Below are 24757 nucleotides of genomic sequence, written 5' to 3'. Positions count from 1 at the left end.
TCCAAACCGAACAGAAAGACATCCCCATGGCTATTCTCAAGTTCTCTGCCTCCGCTGTTGCGGCGCAAATCGCACATGCGCGCGCCTGCAAAACCTTCCTGCCCAACTGGAACGGGCCCGTGGACAGGCCGGCCCTGATCCTCATCGTCGGCAATGGCGTGCATCTGCGCTCAAACGGCATCGATGGCACGACCACCCGCATCGTCACCACCGAGCAGGCCGATCCGTCCTTCGCCTTCGCCGACGGCATGAACCCGTTTCGGGATACCGACTGGATGGCGCAGCGCCGCATGGCATTTCGCGATCTGACCGGCCAGTTCTACACCGACATCCTGGATGACGTGCAGGTGCTCATCGACCGGGGGCGGGGGGCGATACGGCTCGCAACCGATGGCCACAGTATCCGCGTCTTTGTGCGCCGGGCCTCGGACTATCTCATCGGCGGGACCTACGAGGTGCCCTCGGGCCTCGGCGGCACCTTCCGGGTCATCCTCAAGGATGCCTGCGACACCTTCGCGATCGTGCAGAACTGCGGCAATTGCGAGGATTTCGACGCCATGCAGCCCTACCGCGTGCCGCTCGATGCGCTGATGGAAATCGATGACCGGAGGGCGGCGTGATGGGTTGGCTCTTCTACACCGACGGCCGCGTCCAGACCTACGCGGATGAGAAAGCGGAAATCGCCCGGCTCTGCACCTTCGAGAGCGACATGCGCAAGACGGAACTGGTCAAAGCCTGCAAGGTGGGTTCGACTTGGTACGCGGCGGCAAAGGTCACAAATATCGACGGCACCCCTGTCGAAGACACGACCTATGTCACCGATGCGGATGGCTCCATCACTTTCGCCGCCGTATTCCTTACCCGATATGATGACGGCTGCTGGGGCTACAAGGACATGGAGGAAAGCGCGGGACCGGTCGAATCCCGCGCGCCACTGAGCCTATTGGCCCTGCTGTCCGAGCTGAAAGACCCAGACAGCTATGCTCATGCCTGGCGCCAGCGCTGCCAGGACTGGGCTGCGATCCCGGACTACGAGGAAGGCGACAAGATCAAGCTCGCAGCACCTGTGACGCTCACCGATGGCAGTACCTGCCAGATTGTCACCGCGACCCACTACAGGCGCGGGCGGCAAAAGCGCCGCTGCTACCGCATCGAGGAAACTGGTGGGCTCGTACGCCTGTCGAAGGCCTCGCTTGCGGGCTCGGAGCTGCTCAGCTCTGCAAAGGGCGCGGCCAGTCCTGTGCTGGCCGAGTTTATGGCGGGGCGAAATTAGGTCCTGCGCCGGACGGTTCATCGGCCTGCCCGGCGACAGCAGATCCTGCGGCTTATCTTGACATGGCAATGCAAATGCATTACCTATCGCAGGCAGCAAAGACCCCCATTCTTTCAGGAGACTGCCATGACAGCCCTCGCACAAGATGTCTCGAAACTCACGGATCGGTATCAGACGACCGTGCCGGCGGGTGTGCGCAAGCAGCTCAAGCTGGGCAAGGGCGACCAGATTCGCTACTGCACCGAGCCGAGTGGCAGGGTCTATATTGAGCCCGTGCGCAGCGACGAGGAAGATCCTGTGCTCGGCGCCTTTCTCGATTTTGTCGAGGCCGATATCAAGGCGCATCCGGACCGCATTCGGGCGTTCGATGGGGCTTTGCATGACCGTCTTGCAGCACTGGTCGGAGACGTTGACGTCGATCTCGATGCGCCGCTGTCGCTCGAGGATGAATGAGCGGCGATAGCGTGCCCGCTCAAGCGCCCCTTGTCGTAAACGGATGGTCGATTTATGCGCATCCGCTCTTTCTGGACCAACTCGAAGGGCTGATCCTGGAGGTCGAGGCGCGTAAGGCACGCGATCCCAAGACCTGGCGCAAGAAAAATTCCACGAAACGGCTGGCCGCCATCTTCAAGCTGGTCACCGAGGCCATACCGGCAGATCCGGGTGCCGCCGCCTTCCGGCAAGGCGGCACACTCGGCGATCACCGCAAGCACTGGTTCCGGGCGAAATTCTTCCAGCAGTATCGGCTGTTCTATCGGTTCAACAGCGATGCGAAGGTCATCGTGGTGGCTTGGGTGAACGACGACAAGACCCTGCGCGCCTACGGCAGCAAGACGGACGCCTATGCGACGTTCAAAGGGATGCTCGAAGATGGCAATCCACCTGACAATTTCGACGCGCTCTTGAAAGAAGCTGCAGCGGCGGGCAAGCGGTTCGAAACTTCCCTTGAAGCGGTGCCCGATCGGTAAGTGGGCCAGCTTGCTGTGACCCTTTGGCATTATCGTTTACGACGCCCCGCTGGAAGATGTAGCATCGGCTGATAATACGGTCGGAGAAAGCACAATGATTGAGGCGGAAAAGGATAGGCAGCACCTCGGGCTAGAGGAGCAATGCGCGCCTGACCTGACGGGGCACCGTTTCCCAATTGCTGTGCACGTTGCAGACATGCCCCATGGCCTTGGCAAGCTTCTGGATAAAGCTCTCGAGGAGCATTTCCATGGCCGCTGAAGCGAATTCTTATGACGCCTGGTTTTGCGCGCAGGTGCAGGCCGCGCTGGAGGATGCACGCTCGGGAACATCTCAGGTTCAGGTGATGCAGGCCGCACAGGCATTGATTGATGCGAAGCGGCAGGTCGAACCCAAGTCCTGACCAAGCCTTGGAGGTCGGCGCGGTCTGACCCCCGTCACCCTGAAAAGCGAAAGCGGGCTTTTTGTCCTTTGGAACTCAGACCCTGATCCAAAGGAACCCCCATGTCCAAGCCCAAACCGGCAAATCCGGCTCTCTCAATCTCCGACACTGACCTCACCTCTGCCCTCGTGCAGATCGGTGCGGAGGTCGACCACCAACCCCTGCGCAGTTCAGCGCTGGCGCGCATCATGCGCGAGACGTTTCATGGCAGCGATGCCGGCGGCGCCTGGGATTGGCGGATGGCCTACGACCTGATGCAGGCCGCGGCTGTCCAAGTGCTGCTGCGTGGGAACGGCGCGGCAGGTGACATCGCCGCTGCAAAGCTGCTTGCCTCGCGGCTGCTGACGGAAACCCGCCGGTCAGAGCAGCAGATCCGGTTACAGCAGTTTTTCACGCCGCTGCCATTTGCGGCGCTGGTCTTGCGAGCGGCGGCGATCCGCAAGGGCGAGACCGTGCTGGAGCCCTCGGCTGGCACCGGTGCCCTGGCTGCTTTCGCCGCCCGGGCCGGTGCCACGCTTGTGCTCAATGAAATCGACCCCTTTCGCCAGCGCCTCCTGCGGGCGCTCTTCGGCGGCGAGGTCACAGGCCATGACGGCGAGCATATCGATGATCTGCTGCAGACGCCGGTTCTACCCGACGTCGTGGTGATGAACCCGCCCTTCGCCTCCTCGGTCGATCGCTCCCGAGACAAGCACATCGCCGCCAAACATCTCATCGCGGCTGCCAAGCGCCTGGCACCCGGTGGACGGCTGGTGGCGATCATGCCGCCGGGATTCACGCCCGAACGCGATTCCGCGCATTGGTCACGCGCCTGCGGCCCCCTCACGCCGCGCTTGGCACTCACGATGCCGGGACAGATTTATCGCAAGCTCGGCACGTCTGTGGAAACCCAGCTCATGGTCTTCGACAAGGTGTATGAGGACGGCGAGATGATCCGCGCCAGTGTCCGGGACTTGGATGAAGCCCTTCCTTTTGTCGACGCCGTGGCCGCAACCCGGCCCGAGATGCGCCCCGCCCAACGGGCGGCAGCGGTTACTCCTGCGCGACCGACCGTTGCATCATCTGCCCCGCGCAAGACCGCCGCTGCGCCTGTCGCCCCCTCCAAACCCCGGGCCAATGCCGTTGTCCCGCTAACTTTCACGAGACTTGAGACCCCGCGCGACAACACGCCCATCTCGGAAATCTATGCGCGCTACCGTCCGCAGCGGATCGAGATCGCGGGTGCGCTGGAACATCCGACGCCACTGGTCGAAAGCATCGCCATGGCATCGGTCGCGCCGCCGGTGCCCTCAAACACGGGCCGTGATGACTTGCGCCTGCCCGCACGGTTGATCGAGGAGGGACATCTCTCCGAGGCGCAGCTCGAGACCATCGTCATGGCACATGATGCCCATGGGCGCGACCTGCCCGGTCGGTTCACCATCGATGACGACCAGACCAAGCTGACGCGCGCCGATGATGACCCTAATGCACGGGCCGATCGCCTCGGCTATTTCCTCGGCGACGGCACCGGTTGCGGCAAGGGGCGCGAATGCGCGGGGCTCATCCTTGTCAACTGGCTGGCCGGGCGCAGAAAGGCGATCTGGGTCTCCAAATCCGCCACGCTTATCGAGGACGCGATCCGCGACTGGACCGATCTCGGCGGCTCGCCTGCCGACATTCAGCCGCTTTCCAAATGGAAACCGGACCAGCCCGTCCCGATGGGCGACGGTATCCTCTTCGTCACCTACGCCACGCTGCGGTCCGCGGGCAAATGCGGCACCACGCGACTGAGCCAGATCCTCGACTGGATGGGCGAAGATTTTGAAGGCGTCCTCGCTTTTGATGAGGCCCATGCCATGCAGAACGCGGCAGGGTCTGAGCAGGGCAGGGGGGTCAAACCCTCCCAGCAGGGCCTTGCTGGCCTGCGGCTGCAACTGGCCGCGCCGCGCGCCCGCGTCTTCTACATCTCGGCCACGGGTGCCACGAGCGTGCACAACCTCGCCTATGCCGCGCGGCTGGGGCTCTAGGGGCAGGGCCCCGAATACCCCTTCCCAAGCCGCGAGAGCTTCGTTTCTGCGATGGAAGCCGGCGGTGTCGCCGCCATGGAGGTGGTTGCCCGCGATCTCAAGACGCTCGGGCTCTAAACGGCCCGCGCCCTCAGCTTCGACGGCGTGGAGTATGACGTGCTCGAGCACGCGCTCACCCCGGCCCAGATCGAGATCTACGACGCCTATGCGGGTGCGTTTCGCACGATCCACCACAATCTCGAAGCGGCGCTGACAGCGACCGGCGTCAACGACGCCTCGGGAGAGACCAATGCCTCGGCCGCTCGCGCCTCTGCCAAGTCCCGCTTCGAGAGCACGAAGCAGCGCTTCTTCAACCATCTCCTGATGGGCATGAAAGCCCCCACCATCATCCGCGCGATCAAGGAAGATCTGGCGGCGGGCAAGGCTTGCGTCATCCAGGTGGTCTCGACGGGTGAGAGCCTGCTGAAACGTCGACTTGAGACGATGGATCCCGAGGGTGAACTCGTCGAGGGTGCCTTGACGCCGCGCGACTATGTTCTGGGATACCTCGAACAGGCCTTCCCGATTCATGCGCAAAAGCTGGTCGAGATCGATGGCAATATGGTGGCCGAACCGCTCCGCGATGAAACTGGCGCGCTGGTCGTCTCGCGCGAGGCGCTCGCTCTGCGTGACGCGGCCATGATGGAGTTGATGACGCTGGCCCCGATCCCCTCGGCGCTCGACCAGATCCTCTGGGCCTTTGGCGACGAGGCCGTCGCTGAAGTCACGGGCCGGTCCATCCGGCCCCTCAAGGCCGAGGATGGCCACCTCTTCATCGAGAAACGCGCCGCCAGCAGCAATTCGTCTGAGACCCAAGCCTTCATGGACGGCGAGAAGGATATCCTGATCTTCTCCGACGCGGGCGGTACGGGCCGGTCCTATCACGCGGCGCAAACGGCGAAGAACCAGAAACGGCGGCGGCACTATCTTCTGGAGCCCGGCTGGCGCGCGGATGCGGCCATCCAGGGGCTGGGCCGCACGCATCGCTCTGCCCAGGTCAGCGCGCCGTTCTTCCGTGTCTGCACCTCCGATGTGCATGGCGAGAAACGCTTCACGTCGACGATTGCCAAACGCCTCGACCAGCTGGGGGCCTTGACCAAGGGTCAGCGCGAGACCGGCTCGCAGGGCATGTTCCGCGAGGAGGACAATCTCGAAAGCCCGATCGCACGGGCGGCGCTGCGTGGGTATTTCGCCGATCTTGCCGCCGGACGCGCTGAGGCGATGAGCTACGAGAGCTTCACCGACTGGACGGCCCTGCGGCTGATCGACAAGGACTGGGTGCTCCTTGAGGAGCTTCCCCCGATCCAGCGGTTTCTGAACCGGGTTCTGGCCCTTCCCATCCACATGCAGAACGCGCTCTTTGCCGAGTTCATGCGCCGGATCGCTGATCAGTCTGAGCGCGCGCGCGCGGCCGGCACGCTCGATCTCGGCGTGGAAACTCTGCGTGGCGAAAAGATCGAACAGGTATCCACAGAGGATCTCTGGACCTGCCCGAAATCCGGCGCCGTGACGCGGATCATTGGACTTGAAGTCACCGACCCGGTCCATGTGCTTTCGGCGGATGACGCCCTGTCGCGCAATTTCGATAAGCTGCCGATGGTCAACCGCGCGTCGGGTCGCGCGGCGCTCATCTCGGCGCGGCCAATGCAGATGTATGACGAGGACACTGTCACGCTGATGCGCAAGGCGGTGCGGCCAAACGGGTCGAGCTATCTCGAAGAGGCACGGTTTGAGTCCTCGGCTTGGGAAGAGATCGGCAAGCCTGAGTTTGCAAGGCTTTGGGATGAAGAGGCCGCGTCCCTGCCGAAAACCACCACGACCAAGCTCTACCTGCTGACCGGGCTGCTGTTGCCGATCTGGAAGGACATTCCGACCACGAATGAACGCATCTACAGGGTCACGCCTGACGGGGCGACGGCCATGATCGGGCGCACGTTGAGCGAAGAAGGGGCGGCCGCGCTCCGCGCCCGCTTCCTTGTCTCCAACCCGCAAACGCCACAGGAGATGTTGACCGCCGCCCTCGGCACCACCGCACCTGTTGATCTGGGCCGGGGTCTGACCCTGACCCGTCGCCGGGTCGCAGGCGAGATGCGCCTTGAGTTGTGCGGCGTTGACAGGGGCATGATTGATGGCCTCAAGGCCCTCGGCTGCTTCACCGAGATCATCGCCTTCCAGCTACGGGTGTTCCTGCCGCATGGGGACGGGATCGACACGGGAAGCATTCTGGCCCGGATCGTGGGGCAGGAAGCCGCCATGACGTCAGAACAAGCCGCCTGAAAAGTCAAAGCGGGCTTCCGGTCGGGCGGCGTGGATCGGGATTTGGCCGATCTGCGCTTTCCGGGCGCGCGCTGACCAATGCCAGGCCCGGCCCCCCAAATTCAGATAAGAGGACAGACCCATGACCAATCCCCAGATCGACTATGCCGCAATGGCGGCTCAGTGGCGTGCAGAGCGCGAAACCACTCTGAAGGCATCCCGAGCGGAGCTGCTTGCGCAACTACGCGCGCTTGGCATCAGCGAGGTCACCGCCGAATACGAAGGCTATGGCGATTCCGGCAATGTCGAGGATGTGACGGTGCAGCCTGCAGAGGTCCAACTGCCGGAGCCGCTTGCCACCGAGGTGGGCGACTTCGCCTGGTCGCTCGCCTATCACCATCACCCGGGGTTCGAAAACAACGAGGGCGGCTACGGCACGCTGACCTGGGACATAGCAGCCGACAGCATCACGCTCGATCATGCGGACCGCTACGTTGAATGCTCGCATAGCTATGACGAGGGGCTGTGAGATGGCGCATCCGCTTCATCATGCCGAAAGCTCGGCCCGGAAATTCGGCGGGGTGCCGTCTGACTATCAGGCTGTGCACGATTGGTTTGACGCCTCGAAAGAGCATCTCGCGCTCTTCACGCACCGAGCCATGCGCCACCACGCTCAAGGCCTGTTCGAGGCCGAACGTGTCTTCGGCCTGACCCTGACCAATAGCGCAGGTCGAGAGATCCCCGTGCGCTGGATCGGCGAGCAGCATGTCCGCGAAGACTGTCAGGGACGCATTCCGAGCATGGCGGACTGGCTTCGACGGATCCAGCCTGAGCCATGGATGGCAAATGGCCACATCGACCGGCATGTCGGCAATGAGCCCTGCGGCGACCCAAGGGTTGCCTGGGCCTCCGAGGTCGCCGCCGGAAGAACGGTTCTTGGCCTGAAGGATTGGATGGCGGCGCGCGCGACGCAAGCCACGCAAAGCGCCTGACAGCTCTTGGCCGTTTGCCAAACGAATACTGCATGGAAGCCCGGTTGGAAGATCGGGCTTCTTGCGTCGTTTCCCCACCATTCTTCTTGAGGAGGATCGCATGACACTCGAAGACATCAAGGCGGCCGTCGATGCCGGCCAGACCGTGCATTGGGCCAATACCGGCTACGTTGTCCACAAGGACCGGCTTGGGCAGTACCTGATCACCTATGTGCCGAACGGCAGCTGCATCGGTCTGACCGACCGGAGCGGGCACCGGTTGAACGGCAAAGAAGCGGAGTTCTTCATCGCGCGATCGGAGGACGGCGCGGAAAATCCGGGCAGCCAATCAAGACCAGACGGGCAGGAGGGGGGCGTAGCATCCGGAGGCGCGGGGGCACTCCCACTCGGACGGCAGATCTGACCCGTGGGCGGGACTGAAAGGAAAGCAGGCTTTCTGATTTGTGATCCCTCAAGGGGTCGAGAAAGCAATCCCGGATGCGTTGGCAAAAACGTCAGGCACCGGCCAATCCAAAAGGAACCATCCCATGTTCGCAGGAACCCTTACCCGCAATGTCGAGACCGCAGCCGCCGAATACACCGGCATGATCCATTCGACGCGCTTTGACATCGCCATCCAGCTCGAGGCACGGGCCAAGATGTCCGAACGCAGCCCGGATTACGACGTGACGGCGGTCAACAAGTCTGGCCGCAAGGTGCGCATCGGTACGGCCTGGAACGAGACCGGCACGACCAGCGGCAATCCCTACATCTCGATGCAGATCGATGTCGGTTTGGGCCCGTTCCGCGTCAATGCCGTGCAGACGAAGGAAGCGCGCACAGCCCAGAGCGGCGAATTCGAGATCATCCCGCTGGTCTCGAACGGCCTGATGAAATCCGGCTCGATCTCGGGCGAGCTCACCGCCATGGACGCCGACAACGCCTTCACCGGCTACATCGCCAACATGATGTTCGATCTGGAGTTCATGCTGATCGAGAACGATTACAAGACCGAAGACACGCATCCGGACTACCGGATCGAGGTCAGTTCGCCGCGTGGCAAGCCGATCCGCGTTGGCTCGGCCTGGATGGCCAAAAGCAGCCGCACGGGCAATGACTACCTGTCGCTGCTGATCAACACGCCTGATGGCGACCTGCGCGTCAACGCTGTGCAAAACGAGGAGCAGCGCGGTGGCCAGACCTTCTCGATCATCCCGTTCATCGACAGCGGTGAGCAGCCTCAGGACGCGGGGTTGTCATTGGTCGCATGACCAGCGCGCGAGAGAAGACGATCTGAACCGAAAGGGGAGCCGTGAGACCACGGTTCCCCTTTTTCTGTACTGGTGTGGTTGAATGAACCCGGCGTGCATTGCAGACGTTCGTGTCGCCCGCAGCTAGTGCAACCGAAGAGCCCAAACTACCTGATGCTGCGATTTGCAGGAACGGACGCAAAACAGATCAAAGCCGCCATTCGAAAAGAATCTGGCCTGTCCGGTGATGGATGGGAAAGATTTTGCACTTTCTTCAGGTGCTTAAGTGAGAGCGTGTGCACAATGTGTTCATTGTTTGATCGCACTCGATCGTGGTTCGTCGTGCGCTTTTCAGCTCAGTGTCTTCAGGTGTAGGTTACCCAGGGTCGCGATCGCCGCTATTTGTCCATCTCGTGACCGGACGAAACTCGTCCGAAATCTGAAGCGGAATGAACGTCCGCTCGACAATTTGCTTAGCTCTCTGCCAGTCCCAATTGCTTTTGTTTATTGAGGAGGCGGGGTGGGGTCAGCGACCTTCTGTAACGGCAGCATGGCCCTGTTTCCTTGGCCGAATGTCCTCGAGCGCTGCATAGAATGCGGGCAACACCAAAAGGATCAGAACCGTTGCCGCCAAGAGCCCGAAGACGACCGAGATAACGAGTGGCTTGAGCGTCTGGGCCTGGGTCGAAGATTCCAAGAGTAACGGTGCCATCCCCATGATGGTGGTCGAAACCGAGACGAAGATCGGGCGGAACCGCGACCGCACAGCCTCTCCTGCGGCCAGCGCGGCGGAAAGCCCCTCGGCGCGGCGGGCGTTGATAACGCCGACCAGTAGGATGGCGTTGTTCACCACGATGCCCGCGAGCGACGCCGCCCCTACCAGCGACGGCATGGAAATGTTGTAGCCCATCAACACATGGCCCCAGATCACGCCCAGAAACGCCAGCGGGATGGTGATCATCACGATCAGCGGCTCAACATAGCTGCGAAACTGGAAGCTGAGCACGAGGTAGATGCCCACCAGCCCGATCAGGAAGCCGCGCAGGATCGAGGCGACGGTTTCGGCCGAATTGGCGGCCTGCCCCCCGATCTCGAAGGTGAGGCCGGGGGTGGCGGCGGTCCGATCGGGCAGAAAGCCCTCGGACAGCCGCGCGGTGATCGCGTCGGCATTGCCGATCCGGCCGTCCACATCGGCCGCGACGGTCAGCGTGCGCAGTCCGTTGCGCCGCGTGACGGTTCCCCAGCCGCGCGCCTCGTCGATGGTGGCGATGCTGGAGAGCGGCACGGTGCCGCCACCGGGCAGGGCGACTTCGAAAAGGCTCAGGTCGGCGCGGGTGGTGCGGTCCTCATCGGACAGCCGCACCTCAAGATCCCATGCCAGATCACCGCGCCGGATTTCCGCAAGCTGCGTACCGAGGAAAGCCGCGCGAAGTTGGCTTGCCACATCCGTGGCGGTCAGCCCCAAGGCCTCGGCGCCCTGCGACAGGCTCAGCCGCAGCTCGGGTGCGCCGGGGCGCAGGTCGAGGATCGCGTTGCGCACACCGGCATAGGTTTCCAACTCGGCCAGCGTTGCGCGCCCTGCCGCTTCCAGCGTGGCGAGGTCATGGTGGCTCAGGCGCAGTTCCACCGCGATGCCCTGCGGGCCTATCCCCGGCTCGGTCAGGATCATTGAGGACACACCGGGCAGGGCGCCGATTTCTTCGCGCCAGAGCGTAACGATCTCGTCCAGCGTGTTGTTACGCGTCTCGGCGCTCAGAAGGTCGACCGCGACGGTGGCGACATGGGCACCGCTCTCGCCCGCCGACAGGTTGCGGCCCAGCCGGGTGATGCGGCGGATCACCAGCGGTTGCGCCTCGGGCTGTTCGGGGGTCAGGCGGGCACTCACACGGTCAAGCGCGGCCTCCACCTGCGCGACTGCCTCCGTCGTGCGCGTCAGCGTGGTGCCTGCGGGCAGCATCAGCCGCGCCTCCAGCACATCGCCGTCAATCTCGGGCATCGCCTCGCGCTTGACCACACCGCCGCCCAGGGCACCGACGGTCAGGATCAAGGCCCCGATGGCCAGCCCCGCGACCAGCCAGCGGCCTCGGATCGCGGCATCGGCCAGACGACCCACACCACGCTCGCGCAAGCTGTCGAAGCCCGCGTCGAAGCGTTTGCGGAAGCGGGAGGGGGCGGTGTCCTTCATGCCCCCCTTCAGGTGGTGGGGCAGGATCAGGAAGGCCTCGACCAGCGAGGCGGCGAGTGCTGCCAGCAGGACCACCGGCAAAACCTCGAGCACGGCGCCCAACTCTCCTGCGAGGAAGGCCAGGGGCAGGAACACGGCCAGCGTCGTCAGGAAGGACGAGATCACGCCGGGCGCCACGGCCGCAACGCCTGCGGCCACGTTTTCCACCGTGGCTCCCCTAGCCGAGTGAACCGCGATGGAGTCCGCGATCACGATGGAATCGTCCATCACGATCCCGATCGCCATTAGAAGCGCCACCAGTGTCATCATGTTCAGGCTGAGTCCGGTCAGCGCCATCCACATGAAGGCCCCCGCAAAAGCCACGGGCAGGCCCATCGCGGCCCAGATCGCGAAACCGGGGCGGAAGAACAGGCTCATCACGATGACGACCAGCACAAGCCCGATCACCCCGTTCTGAACCAGCATCACCAACCGGTCGCGGATGATGGATGTCACGTCCTGCACCACCTCGACCGAAATCGTTGTGGGCAGACGGGCGCTTTCCTCGGCGACTAGCGCGGCGACCCCGTCGAGCACACGCAGCGCGTCGGCATCGAGTGCCTTGGCCACGTCGATCACGATGGCGGGAGTGCCATCGACAAAGGCGCGCTCCTGTGGCGGCTCGAAGCGTTCCTCAATCACCGCAACATCGCCCAGCGTAAGCGTCCCGCCATTCGGCAAAACCAGCACCGGGATTGTGGCAAGGGCAGTGGCCGTGTCGCGTTCGGCGGTGAAGCGCAAGGTCAGGTCCGCGCCCGGCCCTTCGAGCGTACCGGCGGGCAGGTCGATATTCTGCGCGGCGATGGCGGCGGCCAATGTGGCAGGTGTCAGGCCGTGGCTGTCGAGTACGGCGCGGGTGGCGGCGATGGTGAGTGTCCGGGTGCCGAGGCCCCCGCGTGTCACGCGGGCGACGCCGGGCAGGGCCGTCAGTCGGTCGGACAAGCCGTAGGCATAGAGATCCAATTCGCCCAACGGCAGATCGCCCGAGATGGCGACCGATGTCACAGGATCGGAGCGGTGCAATTCGCGCACCACCGCAGGATCGGCGCGGTCGGGAAAGCTGTCGATGGCCGAAACCTCTGTGCGCAGGGAATTGAGGAAGCGCAGCGCGTCATTGCCCGGCGCCATAGTAGCCACGGCGCGGGCGCGTCCGGTCTGCGCGGTACAGGTGAAGGTTTCCAGCCCTTCCACACCCTGCACCCCGTCCCAGAGCGGCGCACAGATCGCGGTCTCCACATCCTCGGCGGCGGCCCCGCGATAGGGCACGGTGATCTCGGCCTCAACCGCGCGGAAATCTGGGAAGGTTTCGCGCAAGAGACCCGGCGCGGCAAAGGCACCGGCAGCGAGAAACAGGAGCAGCAGCAGGTTGCCCGCCGTTGGGTGGCCGGTGAACCATCGGATCATTGCAGGGCCTCGACAGGCGTCAAGGACATGCCGGGAATGGCCGGCGCGATGTCGTCGATCACGACGCGGTCGCCGGGGGCGATGCCTTGGGCAATGACGATGCGACCGTCTTGCGCAAAGGCTGCGGTGACGGGGCGCAATTCCAGCAGATTATCGGGACTGAGGATCCGCACCATGCCCATATGAAACGCTGCCTCGGGGATTGCTATGACGTCGGTGAGGGATGCGCCCGAAAAGGAAAGCTGCACCTGCATGTTGGGCACCAGCGGCAGGCGCCGGGGCGGGTCCGCGCCTTCATAGGGATCATCGACCCTCACCACGACCGGCACGGTGCGCGCGCGGGCATCCAGCGCGCCCTCGATCCGGACAACACGGGCGGTCCAGACTTGGTTCGGGTCTGACAGCGGGCTGAGCGTCACGTCGATCTGCGTCGCGGGCAAGTCGCGCATCATGTCGGCAAGGGTGGTGCTTTCAGGCGCATTTCCCACGAGGCGGCGAAAGCTGTCGATTGGCAGATGCGCCACGACCTCGGCCGCCGCAATCCCGTCGGCACGGATCACCACCTGGCCGGGGGCGACTGTCTGAAACAGCTCCGCATTCACCTCGGTCACGCGCAAGTCGAACGGCGTCGTCAGGGTCGTGCGGACGAGCGCTCGGCGTGCTCGGTCGATGGCGGCCCCGCTGCGCGCGACCTGTGCCGCGATCCGTGCCTGGCGGGACGGGATAAGCGCTATCGCGTTTTCTAGTTCCGCGACCGTGCGGCGGGCCAGTAGCGTGGCACGCTCGGCCTCATCGACGCGCGATTGCGGGACTGTGCCCTGTTGGGCCAGGGTCCGCGTGCGCGTAAGATCTGCCTCAGCAAGCGTCAGTCGCGCACGTTCCAGATCGAGGATGCGGCGTGTGTTGTCGGTCTCCGTTGCAAGCTGCGCCTGTTCGGCGTGCAGCGCCGCAAGGTCTGCCTGCGACTGCGCCAACGCGAGCTCGTAGTCCGCAGGGTCGATCCGCAGCACCTCGGTTCCCGCCGGGATCAGGCGGCCGGGTTCCAAGTCGGAGTGCCGCCAGATCACTTCGCCTTGGACTTCGGCCACGGCGACCCAGGTGTCGGCTGCCCGCAGGTTGCCCCACGCCGTGGCGGTCGGGCGTAGGTCAGCTGCCGCGACAGTCATTACGCGGACCGGCAGGGCGGATCCGCTGCCCTCGATCTGGGCCGGTCCGGGTGCCGACGAGATCATCCAGACCGCCGCGGCAATGCCGAGCGCAATGGGCGGCAGGGCGAGGAGAGGGGCGAGTCTCATGGGATCAGCCTTGCGCCCGGCGCATCCGCGCCAGCGTGCCGTCGCGCAGCAAGAACTGGTGGTAGAGCGCGCCGACGACATGCAGCGCGATCAGCGCCAGCAGGGCAATCTTCAAAACGTTGTGGCCTTGCGCCGCGGTCTCGACCCGGCCAAACCACGCGACCGAGCCGCTGAGCGGCATCAGGATCATCAGTGCGTATAGGCCGACATGGGTGAGCTTGGCGAGGATGCCTTGCAGCTTGTTGGCCTCGATCGCCGGAGGCACGCCGTGCCGGGCGCGCAGCGTCAGCCGCCACAGCGCGAAGATCAGCACCAGCGCGCCGCCCGCTACATGGGCCAGCACGAGCGGGTCGAACCCAGCTTCGAGCCCGTCGGTGACGCGGTCCCAGGCGGCCGACATCGCGTCCTTGAAAAGGTATTGCTGCGCAATCAGCGCGAAGACGAGCCAGTGCAGCGCGATCTGCGGTCGGGAATAGCCGGTCGGGGCGGTTGTGACGGGCATGGCGGGGGTCCTTTCGGTCTGAGCGCGCGACTCGGGATAGAGGTTGCGGTTGCCAATAGTGTATGTTAGTGAGTTATAACTAACAAGAGGTGTTGCATGTCCGGTCGTCAGAGCGCGGAAGAGCGAAAGACACAGATCGTGGCCGAGGTGCTGCGACTGGCCGATGAGATCGGACCGGACCGGCTCAGCACCACTGATGTCGCGCGTGCCGTAGGCCTCAGCCAGCCCGCGATCTTCCGGCATTTTCCGACGAAGGGCGCGCTCTGGCTGGCGGTGGCCGAGGATATCGCGGACCGCTTGCAGGAGTCCTGGGCTGCATCCGAGGCTCAGGCCGCCGGGCCAAAGGCGCGCCTGCGGGGACTCATCGGTGCGCAGTTGTCAGCCATTTCCGCAACGCCCGCCCTGCCGTCGATCCTGTTCTCGCGCGAGTTGCAGGTGGACAATCCAGCCCTGCGCGACGTGTTTCGCGGGCTGCTGGGCGCATTTCAGGGCCGCCTTGTTGCAGTGATCCAAGATAGCCAAGCGACCGGGGATCTGCGCCGCGACGTCAGTCCTGAGGATGTCGCGGTCCTTCTGACCTCGCTGGTGCAGGGTGTCGCGATCCGCTGGACGCTTGGCGCGCGGGGCTTTGCGCTCGTGCCTGAGGGGTTGCGGCTGTTTGACGTAAAGATGGAACTTCTACGCGCGAAGGAGGGCTCTTGCGATGCCTAGAACCAGTCTGACGCTCCACATTGCGGGCGGTGTTGCGGTTGCCTTTGGTATGCTGACCGTCTTTTCTGGCGTCAGAACATTGCTCGGATCAGCCGACATGGGGGTAGTCGTACCCTTCGTGCTGTGGTTCAACACGCTGGCCGGGCTCGCCTATGCCGTCGCGGGCCTTGGCCTGTGGCAGGGGCGGCGATGGGCCTGGCCCCTGTCGCTGGCGATCTTCGCGGCAACGCTGTTGGTCTTCGCGGCGTTCGGTTTGCATGTGGCGCAGGGTGGAGCTTTCGAGATGCGAACCGTTTTCGCCATGGCCCTGCGCAGCACGGTATGGTGCGGCATCGCGCTGGTGGCGCTTCAGGCGCTTTCCGGGCGGTAGACGCAATCGGCAAGGGTGCTGCGGTTGAGATCAGCCACGAAGGCCGCTTCGGCATGGGCCAGTCGCGCCTTCAACCGGCAGTGCGGGGTCAGGGTGCAGGTGTTGGTGTCGGAGGCGAAGCACTCCACCAGCGCCTGATCGGCCTCGAGCACCGCCACCACATCGCCCAGCCGGATGTCCTCGGGCGCGCGGGCCAGCATCGCGCCGCCGCCGCCGCCGCGCCGGGTTTCCAGAAGAGCTGCCGCGGCAAGCGCTGAGATCACCTTGGCCAGATGGTTGCGCGAGATACGGAACTCGGCGGCTAGGTCGGCGACCGTGAAGGCGCGATCGGGGGTGTCCGCCATGCGCATCAGCACGCGAAGTCCGTAATCTGTGAAGGACGTGAGGCGCATGGTCGCGCTCCTGATTTGGTATTTACAATGCGTATTACTGTGGGCTAATCGGTAAATCAAATGCCAATTCATTTTTTTCCGACGATTCATCACAGAAGGGATGTGCCATGCACGACAATGCCACCGCCGCAGTGCCGCAGGAAAACGGCGCCCTGATCGACCACATCCTGACCAATTATCACGAGATGCACCGGGCGGACCTTGCCTCGCTCGTGCCCTTGGCCGAGCGCGTCGAACAGGTTCACGCCGATGATCCAGACGCCCCGAAGGGTCTTGCCCGTACCCTGGCCACGCTGGCGCACGAGATGGAAGACCACATGACCAAGGAAGAGACGATCCTGTTCCCTGCCATGCGCGTGGGCGGCGGTGCGGGCATCGAGCACCCAATTGCGGTCATGCGCGCCGACCATAACGATCACGCCGAGACCATCGCGCGGATCCGCAAGCTGACAGGTGTTCTGACACCGCCAGAGCATGCCTGCGGCTTCTGGCGGTCGCTTTATGGCGGCACGGCGACGTTGCTTGACGAACTGGCCGCGCATATCGCGCTGGAGAACAATGTGCTTTTCCCCCGGTTCGAGCCGGCAAGATGACCAAAGGCGGGACATATGCCTCGCCGCCTTGCACGGCTGCCGAGGTCTATCCCTCGGTTTTCCATTCGCTGGACGTTGACCTTGGAAAGGGGCGTGATGTGTCGTGCGTGGGCGGGATGGAACAGGCGCAGCCAAGCCAGCAAAGGCCATGTTGCATTGTGCGGCCGTCAGGATCATCTAGCCCGTTGCCGGATGCGCCCGCTACGCCTTTTTTGCCCGCCATATCCGACACCTGATGGATGTAGCCGACAGGACGCAAAAGACATGAAAATCGAGATGAAAGATGGTCAGCCGATTGTGGATGCGAAAGACGTGGCAGACCTGCTGGGCCTAAGTGCCGCTGAGGTTCAAGCCAAGATGCGCGCTGAAGAGATCACAACCCGGTTCGAGACCGGAGTGGACGAGGATGAAGGCCGCATCCGTCTGACATTCCTTTACAAAACCAAGACAGTGCGCCTGATCTGTTCGGAGGACGGAACGGTTCTCAAGACGCTGCGCACGGATATCGGAGGCCGCTGATGGCACAGACATCGGCAGAGCAAATGCGCGCATGGCGAGGGCCTGCGCTCTTTAGCTACGGGTTTCGCCCCTTCTTTCTGTTCGGGGCGATCTGGGTCGTGGTGGCGATGCTGGTCTGGTTGGCGGCTTTGACGGGCGCTATCGACCTGCCGACACGATTTGACCATGTCTCGTGGCACGCGCATGAGTTCCTGTTCGGCTATCTGGGGGCAGTGTTGGCTGGCTTTCTGCTGACAGCGGTTCCGAACTGGACCGGGCGCCTGCCGATCGTGGGATGGCGCTTGGCTGCGTTGTTCGGCCTATGGGTCGCAGGCCGGATCGCGGTGTTCTATTCCGCCCATTTTTCCATCATGGTTGCACTGGTTGTCGATCTGGCCTTCCCCCTGGTTCTGGGGGGATTGATCCTGCGTGAGATCGTGGCAGGCAAGAACTGGCGGAACCTGATCGTGCTGGCGATGCTTGCGGTGTTCACGCTGGCCAATGGTCTGTTCCACTTTGAGGCGCTAAGCGGCGATTATGCGGCGCAGGGGCTTGGCCTTCGTTTGGGGCTTGCGACAGCTGTGATGATGATCGCGGTGATTGGTGGCCGGATCATCCCGTCTTTCACCCGCAACTGGCTGGCCAGAACCGACAACCCTGCGCGTCCGGCACCGCCGATGCAGCGGTTTGACAAGCTGGTTTTGCTGTCGAGCATCGTGGTTCTGGCCCTCTGGGTCGTTCAACCGTTCGAGAGAGTGACGGGCATCGCCCTTATCCTCCTTGGCGTTCTGCACCTTGCGCGCTTGCTGCGCTGGCAGGGGCATCACACACTCAGCGAACCCCTCGTTTGGGTGCTGCATGTCGCGTACGTCTTCATCCCGATGGGCGCTTTTGCCTTGGGGCTTGACCAACTGGCGGGCAATCCCGGTACGGCGGGCGCGCAGCATCTGTGGATGGCGGGGGCTGTTGGTGCCATGACATTGGCGGTGATGACACGCGCCACGCTGGGGCATACCGGGCAAAAGCTGACGGCAAACAGGGCCACCGTCGCGATCTACCTGTGCCTGTTCGGGGCCGCCCTGGCGCGGCTTTGGACATCGGTTTGGCTGGAAATGAGCTACGTTTCCGGCACCCTGTGGCTTTTGGCCTTCGCAGGATTTGCCCTCAAGTATGGACCTGCGCTCTTGCGCCAGAAACCAGAGAAAGCGGCATGACCTGGGCAGGGTTTGCCTGGATATTCGCGCTGTTCTTCGCAACGCATTCCGTCCCGGTTCGGCCGTCCATCAAGTCGCGCATCACGGCGAAGATTGGCCCTCGAGGATTTGGGATCAGCTATTCGATCCTGTCTATCGGAATGCTGACCCCGCTCATCTGGTCAGCCGGGAAAGCGCCATATGTGGAGCTTTGGCCTCAGGCGGTGTGGCAACGGCATGTTGTGCATCTGGGAATGCTGATCGTCTGCCTGATCCTTGCATTCAGCATTGGACGGCCCAATCCGTTTTCCTTTGGTGGCGCGAGAAACGACCGTTTTGACCCAACACGTCCCGGTATCGTGCGTATCACGCGGCATCCGATTTTGCTTGCTTTGGCATTGTGGGCGGGGCTGCATCTGTTGCCAAATGGCGATCTGGCACATGTGCTTCTGTTCGGTGTGCTGGGCAGCTTCGCAATTGTGGGGCGCGCGTTGATCAATCGTCGCAAACGGCGCGAGATGGGGGCAGGGCGGTGGAGCGATCTGAATGCCGCCGTTGGAAACGCCCGTGTGATCAACAGCCCTTTGTCTTGGGCCGGTGTCGCCGTGCGGATCATTTCGGCGATCGCCGGTTTTGCCGCTTTGCTGGCCTTGCATCCCGTTGTGATCGGGGTTCCCGCCCTTTGAACAGATAACGCCGCGCCTTGAATAAGCGCGACGCTTTTACTGCGCCTGTTCTCACGAAGCGCGAGAGTAGCGGACGCCCTCTGGAATGTGTTGATCGAGGACGGACGCAATGATCCGTGTCAGCGGGCGACCCTCCGGTGAAATACTGATCCGGTGCCCCTCCAGCTGTGCCAAGGGTGAAAATCGCGCCGTCATGTCGTCGAGATACGGCAAAAGCCCGAAGGCTTTCGGCCCAAGTTCGGCAGCCAGATCATCCAAGTCCAACGCGAACGTACACATAAGCTCTTCTATCGCCCGCGCGTGCAGGTGATCGTTTTGCGTCATCGCATACCCGCGCGCGCCGGGAAACACGGCTTCAGCGATCCTTTGTTTGTAGGCCGCTGTTGCCGGGGCATTCTGGACATATCCGCCTGGAAATCGCGAGATCGAGGATGCGCCAAGCCCGATCAGGGTTTGGCATGTGTCGGCTGTATACCCCTGAAAGTTCCGACGCAGGCTACCGGTGTCCAAAGCCAATGCAAGCGCATCGCCGGGACGCGCGAAGTGATCGATACCGATAGCTGTCAGACCAGCTTCGACAAATCGTTCGCTTGCGCGCGTTGCAAGCGTAAAGCGGGCCAGATCGTCGGGCAGAGCCTCTTCCTTGATAAGCTTTTGCCGCTTCGACACCCACGGCACATGCGCATAGCCAAACAGGGCTACGCGATCAGGGGCAAAGGTCAACACCTTGCCGATGGTGTCCTCGATCCGCGCCAGGGTTTGATGCGGAAGACCGTAAACCAGATCGGTGTTCAGCGACGTGATGCCCGCTGCACGCAGGTCATCGACACAGGCGCGCGTCACATCAAAGGGCTGCAATCGACCAATGGCTTGCTGCACCTCTGGATCGAAATCCTGAATCCCGATGGAGGCTCTTGTCATCCCTTTGGCTGCCAGAGCATCGATTTTCGCAAGGTCCACCATAGTCGGATCAATCTCGACCGAGAATTCAAAATCATCGGCTGGCGGAAACACAGCTCTGATTGCCTTGGCCAGACGGTGAATCAGCGCTGGGGACAGAATGGTCGGCGTTCCCCCACCCCAATGCAAACGCCCCATGCGGAGACCATCTGGCACTGTACAGCGCACCATCTCAAGTTCCGCTTCAAGCGTCTCGATATAGCTTTCGACCGGCCCAAGCGTTTGGGTGCCCTGCGTGTGACAGGCACAGAACCAGCACAATCGCTCGCAGAAGGGGATATGAATATACACCGACACCGGATCGTCCGGATCCAATGTCTCAAGCGCAGTTTTTTGAAAGGCAGCGCCGGTGTTGGGTGAAAACACCGCGGCCGTCGGATAAGACGTGTACCGGGGCACGCGCGCGTCGAAAAGGCCAAGCGCCTTGAGTGTATCGATATGTTCCATGCACCGATCTTGCGGCATATGCAGATCAGGCTCTTTGCCGTAGATCAAACTTCTCGCTGAAACAAATGGGCTTTTCGCAAGTTCGGTCTGGTGCGTGCACAAGCACCGCTTGGTTTTTTCATCGAGCCATGAGGGTCATTTGTCTTTATCTTCGATCCAAGTTTTTGCCGCAACGGCGCGCGGAAGGCCCAAGGGACCAATGGCGAGCAGGGCGACTTGCTGAATCGCTGCAACCTCAATGCCTTCGGAAACTGCACGACGCGTATGCGAATGCACAGCACCTTCCGAGCCCGCACCGACCGCAAGGGCAAGCTTGACCAGTCGCTTTTCGCGATCAGTCAACGGGCCGGCATCCGCGCAGGCTTTGCCGAGGTCGGAATATGCAGCCCAAATGTCGGGGTGTTGTTCGGCAAGGTCGCCAGCGGCACCGGGCATGGATTTGGTCATGTCTTTTTCCTCATGTTGAATGGTCATCGATCAAGGGATCGGGTTTCGCGAATAGCTCCAGGTCAGCCTGATCACCGATCTTCACACGTGTCCCGGTTACTGTGACGCTGTAGGGCTGAAGGCCTTTGATCGCACGGCTCAAGTTTTCGGGTGTCATTCCCAGAAAAGACGCCAGTCGACGTTTTTCGAAGGGCAGTTCGAATTCGGCACCTTCGCCCGCTCGTTTCTGTTGCCTTAGCAGGAAATTTGCCAGGCGCTCGAGCGATGTTCGGAGCTTGAGATCCTTTTGAGATTTGACGACTGACCGGTAGCATTGGGCAAGCTCGGCCACTATCGCTCGCGCGAAGGCGTTATCGGCGTCAAATACCTCGCGCACATCCTGACTGGGGATCAAGGCAACCCGGCTTTTCTCAAGTGTGCGGGCCGACATCAGGTAAGGTGCGTCCCGGATTGTTGCCGCAAGAATGAACGTTGAGATCGGACGCACAGTTGCCATACTGGTTTCGCGACCGCTCCAGCTGGAAAAGAGGTCGATGGATCCCGACAGAACAATGTGAAGGAAATCGCTGGGATCCCCTTCGCTGATGAGTTCAATTTGCGGCGGAAAATTCTGCACGTATGCACCGCGCATGAGCAACAGGAAATGCTCATCCGCCATGTCTTCGAAAAGATGGAGCTCCCGGATGTCCGGGTAGTCCGACTCGGGCATCCCTAAACGCACCTATTTATTCCTCTTGATATTTATCAAGCGTGCGATTGACAAAAGTCAATACTTGACTTGATTTGCGTTTTCTTTGTTCTTGATAACCCGCGGAGCCGATCATGACAAATTTCCGCAAGTAATTTATATTGCTGCACTTTTCCCGGTATTTTGATCTGGATCAAGCATGAACCGTGCCTCGCTCATGCATTTTTGCATCCAAGGCTGACATTGGCGAAGAGCCGATGCAGAGTTTTGGAGGGACAGCACATGCACACACTCGATGGCGTCTCACGCTCGGACCAATACCGAGCCTTGGGGCTAAGCACTTTCGCATTCACGGTCTGCTTTGCCGTGTGGACGATTTTTTCCATTATCGGGGTGCAGATCAAACAGGATTTGGGTCTGAGCGATACCCAGTTCGGTTTGCTCGTCGCTACGCCGATTCTGACCGGATCGATCAGCCGGATTTTCCTTGGCGTTTGGACCGAACAATTCGGCGGGCGGATCATGTTTCCGCTGCAAATGTTGATCACGGCCGTGGCCGTCTGGTTGCTGACCAGCGTTCAGACCTACGAGATCTTCCTTCTTGCGGCCCTCGGCCTTGGCCTTGCCGGTGGTTCTTTCATTGTCGGCGTCGCCTATACCTCGCGCTGGTTCGAGAAAGAGCACCAAGGCACGGCTCTCGGCATCTTCGGGGCCGGTAACGTGGGTGCGGCCGTGACCAACTTTGCGGCACCCTTTCTTGTTGTTGCCCTTGGTTGGGAAGGGACGGCACGCGTCTATGCAATCGTCCTCGCGGTTGTGGCTGTGCTTTTCTACCTGCTCGCCAAGACCGACCCGGTCCAGACGGAGCGCAAACGCACCGGTGCAGGCCCGATTTCCGCTGGTTCCATGCTGGAACCGCTGAAGAACATCCAGGTTTGGCGTTTTGCCACCTACTACTTCTTTGTCTTTGGCGCCTTCGTCGCGCTCGCGAGTTTCCTTCCGCGCTACTACGTCGGCGCTTACGGGCTAGAGTTGACCACGGCAGGTGTTTTTGCCGGTCTCTACTCCCTTCCCGGTTCGGTCTTCCGCGCCCTCGGAGGCTGGATGTCCGACAAATGGGGCGCGCGCTTTGTGATGTACCTGACCTTTATCGGCTCGCTCGTGATCTTGTTCGTGATGAGCTACCCCGAGACCAGCTACGTCGTGCAGGGCATCACGGGACCGATTGAGTTTAACTTCGGGCTTTCCGTTGGGTTCTTTGTCGCGATGACCATCATACTCGGTTTCCTGATGAGCCTCGGAAAAGCTGCTGTCTACAAGCACATTCCTGTCTACTACCCGCACCACGTGGGTTCAGTCGGTGGCCTTGTCGGCATGATCGGGGGTCTTGGCGGCTTCTTCCTTCCCATCTCGTTCGGCATCTTGCTCGACTTGACCGGGGTCTGGACCGCGCCGTTCATGCTGCTCTTCATTATCGTCGCAGTGTCCACAATCTGGATGCATATTGCCATCCGTCGCATGGAACGAGCCCGGCACCCCGGCCTCGCCGAAGAGAAGTACCTCTCGGATGTCCCGCACGAACCTCACCCCGCACCGCAGCCAAAAGCGGCACATGCCGGACGATCCACCACGCAACCTGCGGAATGAATTGAAACGTCAACGGGCCGCCTGAGCGGCGGCCCGGCACAGCAACCCTGCGCCTGAAAGGACCGATCCCATGGCGATTACAGATACAAATGCCGGTCAGAAGGGCCATACTCTGATCGACTGGCGCCCCGAGGACGAGACCTTCTGGAAAGAAAAGGGTCACGCCATCGCGACCCGGAACCTTTGGATTTCGATTCCCAACCTGCTCTTGGCCTTCTCGGTTTGGATGGTCTGGTCCGTGGTTGTGGCCAAGATGCCCGCGATTGGTTTCGACTTTTCTGTCAGCGAACGCTTTTGGCTGGCATCACTGCCTGGACTGTCCGGGGCAACGCTTCGCATTTTCTACAGCTTTATGGTGCCGATTTTCGGTGGCCGGAAATGGACAGCAATATCAACCGCCTCATTACTACTTCCGGCAATCGGCATCGGTTTTGCCGTCCAGGACCCAGAAACCAGCTATATGACGTTTCTGATCCTTGCGCTGATGTGCGGTTTCGGCGGCGGCAACTTTGCGTCCTCAATGGCGAATATCGCTTACTTCTACCCCAAGAAGTCGAAGGGCAACGCACTCGCTTTGAATGCGGGCCTCGGCAACCTCGGTGTATCAGTCATGCAGTTCCTCGTGCCGGTCGTCATTACCATGGGCGTCTTCGGTGCCATTGGCGGAGAACCGCAGCAACTGTCCGATGGTGGTCAGCTGTTCATTCAGAACGCCGGGTTCATCTGGGTGCCGTTCCTCGTCGTCAGTGCAATCGCCGCATGGTTTGGGATGAACGATATTGCAGATGCGAAATCATCCTTTTCTGATCAGTCTGTGATTTTCAGCCGCAAGCACAACTGGATCATGTGTGTGCTCTATACGGGTACATTCGGCAGCTTCATCGGCTATGCCGCTGGCTTCCCACTGTTGATGCGCACACAGTTCCCTGAAGTTGATGTGCTGAAATATGCCTTTCTCGGGCCGCTTGTCGGAGCGTTGAGCCGCGCAGCAACGGGCTGGATTTCCGACAAGTTCGGTGGCGGGCGTGTGACCTTCTGGACATTCCTGGCCATGATTATTGCCGTCTTTGGTGTCATCAGCTTCCTGCCCACCACGCCTGAGGCGGCGGATGGCAGCTTCTGGGGCTTCTTTGCTTGCTTCATGGCGCTGTTCTTCCTGACCGGTGTCGGCAACGCATCCACCTTCCAGATGATCCCGTCGATCATGAAACAGGAAGTGCCGCGGCTCATGTCGAACCTCGATGCAGGCGCGCTCCAGAAGCAAACCGAAATGGAAAGCGCGGCGATCATCGCCTTTACCTCGGCGATTGCAGCCTATGGCGCGTTCTTCATTCCGAAGATGTACGGCACCTCGATTGCCATGACCGGAGCACCGAACGGTGCGCTCTGGGCCTTCCTCGGCTTTTACGCGGTCTGCGCTGTGATCTGCTGGATCTTCTACAGCCGCAAATCCGCGCCGGTTCCTTGCTGAGCCATTAACCCCTTGCCGCGCCG

At 61.9% G+C, this 24757-nt stretch carries 24 protein-coding genes and 1 pseudogene; 18 read left to right on the top strand and 7 right to left on the bottom strand.

The annotated features are described in order from the left end of the window. The first annotated feature begins 26 nt into the window (after nucleotides 1–26). From SM765_RS19870 to SM765_RS19825, 10 genes and pseudogenes are all read left to right on the top strand, one after another. Nucleotides 27–620 (top strand): hypothetical protein, encoded by a 594-nt coding sequence (locus tag SM765_RS19870; RefSeq protein ID WP_025042408.1) that lies wholly within the window; start codon nucleotides 27–29, stop codon nucleotides 618–620. Beyond that, on the top strand, nucleotides 620–1273 hold the full coding sequence (locus SM765_RS19865) for a DUF6927 domain-containing protein (RefSeq protein ID WP_368981742.1): 654 nt from the start codon (nucleotides 620–622) through the stop codon (nucleotides 1271–1273). Before SM765_RS19870 ends, SM765_RS19865 begins: the two co-directional genes overlap by 1 nt. A 126-nt stretch (nucleotides 1274–1399) precedes the next feature. Continuing rightward, nucleotides 1400–1726: a type II toxin-antitoxin system PrlF family antitoxin gene (locus tag SM765_RS19860; RefSeq protein ID WP_005668772.1), complete on the top strand. Its 327-nt coding sequence runs from the start codon at nucleotides 1400–1402 to the stop codon at nucleotides 1724–1726. Then, nucleotides 1723–2241, top strand: coding sequence for a type II toxin-antitoxin system YhaV family toxin (locus tag SM765_RS19855; protein ID WP_368981741.1), 519 nt, complete (start codon nucleotides 1723–1725; stop codon nucleotides 2239–2241). Before SM765_RS19860 ends, SM765_RS19855 begins: the two co-directional genes overlap by 4 nt. Nucleotides 2242–2489: 248 nt before the next feature. Beyond that, nucleotides 2490–2642 carry an antitoxin PaaA2 family protein gene (locus tag SM765_RS19850; protein ID WP_009819682.1) on the top strand — a complete coding sequence of 51 codons (153 nt, stop codon included), beginning with the start codon at nucleotides 2490–2492 and terminating at the stop codon, nucleotides 2640–2642. 101 nt (nucleotides 2643–2743) lie between these two features. Next, nucleotides 2744–7006 (top strand): annotated as a pseudogene (locus SM765_RS19845) (strawberry notch-like NTP hydrolase domain-containing protein). Between the two features lie 121 nt (nucleotides 7007–7127). Beyond that, nucleotides 7128–7514, top strand: coding sequence for a DUF6878 family protein (locus SM765_RS19840; RefSeq protein ID WP_012187349.1), 387 nt, complete (start codon nucleotides 7128–7130; stop codon nucleotides 7512–7514). 1 nt (nucleotide 7515) lies between these two features. Further along, the gene (locus SM765_RS19835) at nucleotides 7516–7977 is read left to right on the top strand and encodes a DUF6915 family protein (RefSeq protein WP_012187348.1); all 462 of its coding nucleotides are present in this window, start codon (nucleotides 7516–7518) and stop codon (nucleotides 7975–7977) included. 100 nt (nucleotides 7978–8077) lie between these two features. Continuing rightward, entirely contained in the window at nucleotides 8078–8380 is a 303-nt protein-coding gene (locus tag SM765_RS19830; RefSeq protein WP_012187347.1) for a hypothetical protein, read from the top strand. A 124-nt stretch (nucleotides 8381–8504) separates the two neighbouring features. After that, nucleotides 8505–9227, top strand: coding sequence for a DUF736 family protein (locus SM765_RS19825; protein ID WP_037240043.1), 723 nt, complete (start codon nucleotides 8505–8507; stop codon nucleotides 9225–9227). 505 nt (nucleotides 9228–9732) lie between these two features. Here the strand turns inward: SM765_RS19825 and SM765_RS19820 are convergent. Genes SM765_RS19820 through SM765_RS19810 form a run of 3 tightly spaced genes read right to left on the bottom strand, consistent with a single transcriptional unit; the run spans nucleotide 9733 to nucleotide 14631 of the window. Further along, the gene (locus SM765_RS19820; protein WP_368981740.1) at nucleotides 9733–12834 is read right to left on the bottom strand and encodes an efflux RND transporter permease subunit; all 3102 of its coding nucleotides are present in this window, start codon (nucleotides 12832–12834) and stop codon (nucleotides 9733–9735) included. Further along, entirely contained in the window at nucleotides 12831–14129 is a 1299-nt protein-coding gene (locus SM765_RS19815) for an efflux RND transporter periplasmic adaptor subunit (RefSeq protein ID WP_368981739.1), read from the bottom strand. Before SM765_RS19815 ends, SM765_RS19820 begins: the two co-directional genes overlap by 4 nt. Before the next feature lie 4 nt (nucleotides 14130–14133). Next, complete coding sequence (locus tag SM765_RS19810; protein WP_368981738.1) at nucleotides 14134–14631, bottom strand: cytochrome b; 498 nt, start codon at nucleotides 14629–14631, stop codon at nucleotides 14134–14136. A gap of 96 nt (nucleotides 14632–14727) precedes the next feature. On the opposite strand from SM765_RS19810, the gene SM765_RS19805 reads away from it, so the two are divergent. Together SM765_RS19805 and SM765_RS19800 are read left to right on the top strand one after the other, a co-directional pair. After that, a complete protein-coding gene (locus tag SM765_RS19805; protein WP_368981737.1) occupies nucleotides 14728–15342 on the top strand; it encodes a TetR/AcrR family transcriptional regulator in 615 nt (204 codons plus the stop codon). Then, a complete protein-coding gene (locus SM765_RS19800) occupies nucleotides 15335–15712 on the top strand; it encodes a hypothetical protein (protein WP_368981736.1) in 378 nt (125 codons plus the stop codon). The genes SM765_RS19805 and SM765_RS19800 overlap by 8 nt, the downstream gene beginning before the upstream one ends. Here the strand turns inward: SM765_RS19800 and SM765_RS19795 are convergent. Beyond that, complete coding sequence (locus SM765_RS19795; protein ID WP_368981735.1) at nucleotides 15691–16104, bottom strand: RrF2 family transcriptional regulator; 414 nt, start codon at nucleotides 16102–16104, stop codon at nucleotides 15691–15693. The genes SM765_RS19800 and SM765_RS19795 overlap by 22 nt on opposite strands. A gap of 107 nt (nucleotides 16105–16211) precedes the next feature. Here SM765_RS19795 and SM765_RS19790 point away from each other — a divergent pair, with 107 nt between their 5' ends. The 4 genes from SM765_RS19790 to SM765_RS19775 all read left to right on the top strand — a co-directional run bounded on the left by SM765_RS19790 (nucleotide 16212) and on the right by SM765_RS19775 (nucleotide 19074). After that, nucleotides 16212–16697, top strand: coding sequence for a hemerythrin domain-containing protein (locus tag SM765_RS19790; protein ID WP_368981734.1), 486 nt, complete (start codon nucleotides 16212–16214; stop codon nucleotides 16695–16697). A gap of 264 nt (nucleotides 16698–16961) precedes the next feature. Next, nucleotides 16962–17216, top strand: coding sequence for a DUF6522 family protein (locus tag SM765_RS19785; protein ID WP_368981733.1), 255 nt, complete (start codon nucleotides 16962–16964; stop codon nucleotides 17214–17216). After that, a complete protein-coding gene (locus SM765_RS19780; RefSeq protein WP_368981732.1) occupies nucleotides 17216–18409 on the top strand; it encodes an NnrS family protein in 1194 nt (397 codons plus the stop codon). Before SM765_RS19785 ends, SM765_RS19780 begins: the two co-directional genes overlap by 1 nt. Continuing rightward, nucleotides 18406–19074: an NnrU family protein gene (locus SM765_RS19775; RefSeq protein WP_368981731.1), complete on the top strand. Its 669-nt coding sequence runs from the start codon at nucleotides 18406–18408 to the stop codon at nucleotides 19072–19074. Before SM765_RS19780 ends, SM765_RS19775 begins: the two co-directional genes overlap by 4 nt. A gap of 51 nt (nucleotides 19075–19125) precedes the next feature. On the opposite strand, the gene hemN is transcribed toward SM765_RS19775, so the two are convergent. From hemN to SM765_RS19760, 3 genes are all read right to left on the bottom strand, one after another. After that, nucleotides 19126–20481, bottom strand: coding sequence for an oxygen-independent coproporphyrinogen III oxidase (hemN, locus tag SM765_RS19770; protein ID WP_368981730.1), 1356 nt, complete (start codon nucleotides 20479–20481; stop codon nucleotides 19126–19128). Nucleotides 20482–20616: 135 nt separating this feature from the next. After that, nucleotides 20617–20928 (bottom strand): carboxymuconolactone decarboxylase family protein, encoded by a 312-nt coding sequence (locus SM765_RS19765; RefSeq protein ID WP_368981729.1) that lies wholly within the window; start codon nucleotides 20926–20928, stop codon nucleotides 20617–20619. A gap of 10 nt (nucleotides 20929–20938) precedes the next feature. Further along, nucleotides 20939–21637 carry a cyclic nucleotide-binding domain-containing protein gene (locus SM765_RS19760; protein WP_368981728.1) on the bottom strand — a complete coding sequence of 233 codons (699 nt, stop codon included), beginning with the start codon at nucleotides 21635–21637 and terminating at the stop codon, nucleotides 20939–20941. A 261-nt stretch (nucleotides 21638–21898) separates the two neighbouring features. On the opposite strand from SM765_RS19760, the gene SM765_RS19755 reads away from it, so the two are divergent. Together SM765_RS19755 and SM765_RS19750 are read left to right on the top strand one after the other, a co-directional pair. After that, complete coding sequence (locus SM765_RS19755; protein ID WP_368981727.1) at nucleotides 21899–23263, top strand: MFS transporter; 1365 nt, start codon at nucleotides 21899–21901, stop codon at nucleotides 23261–23263. A gap of 70 nt (nucleotides 23264–23333) precedes the next feature. Beyond that, the gene (locus SM765_RS19750) at nucleotides 23334–24734 is read left to right on the top strand and encodes a NarK family nitrate/nitrite MFS transporter (RefSeq protein WP_368981726.1); all 1401 of its coding nucleotides are present in this window, start codon (nucleotides 23334–23336) and stop codon (nucleotides 24732–24734) included. The last annotated feature ends 23 nt before the right edge of the window (nucleotides 24735–24757 follow it).

Origin of the sequence: Pseudophaeobacter sp. 1A09344 (assembly GCF_041008745.1) — a bacterium.
GTDB lineage: Bacteria > Pseudomonadota > Alphaproteobacteria > Rhodobacterales > Rhodobacteraceae > Phycobacter > Phycobacter gallaeciensis_A.
The sequence above is the reverse complement of the archived record's forward strand: the minus strand, read 5'-3'. Positions and strand labels throughout refer to the sequence as shown.

Bases quoted from the DNA above. Each gene is read 5' to 3' on its own strand.
- SM765_RS19785 (WP_368981733.1), top strand. From the start codon at position 16,962: ATGAAAATCGAGATGAAAGATGGTCAGCCGATTGTGGATGCGAAAGAC.
- SM765_RS19855 (WP_368981741.1), top strand. From the start codon at position 1,723: ATGAGCGGCGATAGCGTGCCCGCTCAAGCGCCCCTTGTCGTAAACGGA.
- SM765_RS19790 (WP_368981734.1), top strand. From the start codon at position 16,212: ATGCACGACAATGCCACCGCCGCAGTGCCGCAGGAAAACGGCGCCCTG.
- SM765_RS19775 (WP_368981731.1), top strand. From the start codon at position 18,406: ATGACCTGGGCAGGGTTTGCCTGGATATTCGCGCTGTTCTTCGCAACG.
- SM765_RS19870 (WP_025042408.1), top strand. From the start codon at position 27: ATGGCTATTCTCAAGTTCTCTGCCTCCGCTGTTGCGGCGCAAATCGCA.
- SM765_RS19810 (WP_368981738.1), bottom strand. From the start codon at position 14,631: ATGCCCGTCACAACCGCCCCGACCGGCTATTCCCGACCGCAGATCGCG.
- SM765_RS19780 (WP_368981732.1), top strand. From the start codon at position 17,216: ATGGCACAGACATCGGCAGAGCAAATGCGCGCATGGCGAGGGCCTGCG.
- SM765_RS19795 (WP_368981735.1), bottom strand. From the start codon at position 16,104: ATGCGCCTCACGTCCTTCACAGATTACGGACTTCGCGTGCTGATGCGC.
- SM765_RS19750 (WP_368981726.1), top strand. From the start codon at position 23,334: ATGGCGATTACAGATACAAATGCCGGTCAGAAGGGCCATACTCTGATC.
- SM765_RS19800 (WP_368981736.1), top strand. From the start codon at position 15,335: ATGCCTAGAACCAGTCTGACGCTCCACATTGCGGGCGGTGTTGCGGTT.
- SM765_RS19835 (WP_012187348.1), top strand. From the start codon at position 7,516: ATGGCGCATCCGCTTCATCATGCCGAAAGCTCGGCCCGGAAATTCGGC.
- SM765_RS19850 (WP_009819682.1), top strand. From the start codon at position 2,490: ATGGCCGCTGAAGCGAATTCTTATGACGCCTGGTTTTGCGCGCAGGTG.
- SM765_RS19765 (WP_368981729.1), bottom strand. From the start codon at position 20,928: ATGACCAAATCCATGCCCGGTGCCGCTGGCGACCTTGCCGAACAACAC.
- SM765_RS19755 (WP_368981727.1), top strand. From the start codon at position 21,899: ATGCACACACTCGATGGCGTCTCACGCTCGGACCAATACCGAGCCTTG.
- hemN (WP_368981730.1), bottom strand. From the start codon at position 20,481: ATGGAACATATCGATACACTCAAGGCGCTTGGCCTTTTCGACGCGCGC.
- SM765_RS19805 (WP_368981737.1), top strand. From the start codon at position 14,728: ATGTCCGGTCGTCAGAGCGCGGAAGAGCGAAAGACACAGATCGTGGCC.
- SM765_RS19815 (WP_368981739.1), bottom strand. From the start codon at position 14,129: ATGAGACTCGCCCCTCTCCTCGCCCTGCCGCCCATTGCGCTCGGCATT.
- SM765_RS19840 (WP_012187349.1), top strand. From the start codon at position 7,128: ATGACCAATCCCCAGATCGACTATGCCGCAATGGCGGCTCAGTGGCGT.
- SM765_RS19860 (WP_005668772.1), top strand. From the start codon at position 1,400: ATGACAGCCCTCGCACAAGATGTCTCGAAACTCACGGATCGGTATCAG.
- SM765_RS19830 (WP_012187347.1), top strand. From the start codon at position 8,078: ATGACACTCGAAGACATCAAGGCGGCCGTCGATGCCGGCCAGACCGTG.
- SM765_RS19825 (WP_037240043.1), top strand. From the start codon at position 8,505: ATGTTCGCAGGAACCCTTACCCGCAATGTCGAGACCGCAGCCGCCGAA.
- SM765_RS19760 (WP_368981728.1), bottom strand. From the start codon at position 21,637: ATGCCCGAGTCGGACTACCCGGACATCCGGGAGCTCCATCTTTTCGAA.
- SM765_RS19820 (WP_368981740.1), bottom strand. From the start codon at position 12,834: ATGATCCGATGGTTCACCGGCCACCCAACGGCGGGCAACCTGCTGCTG.
- SM765_RS19865 (WP_368981742.1), top strand. From the start codon at position 620: ATGGGTTGGCTCTTCTACACCGACGGCCGCGTCCAGACCTACGCGGAT.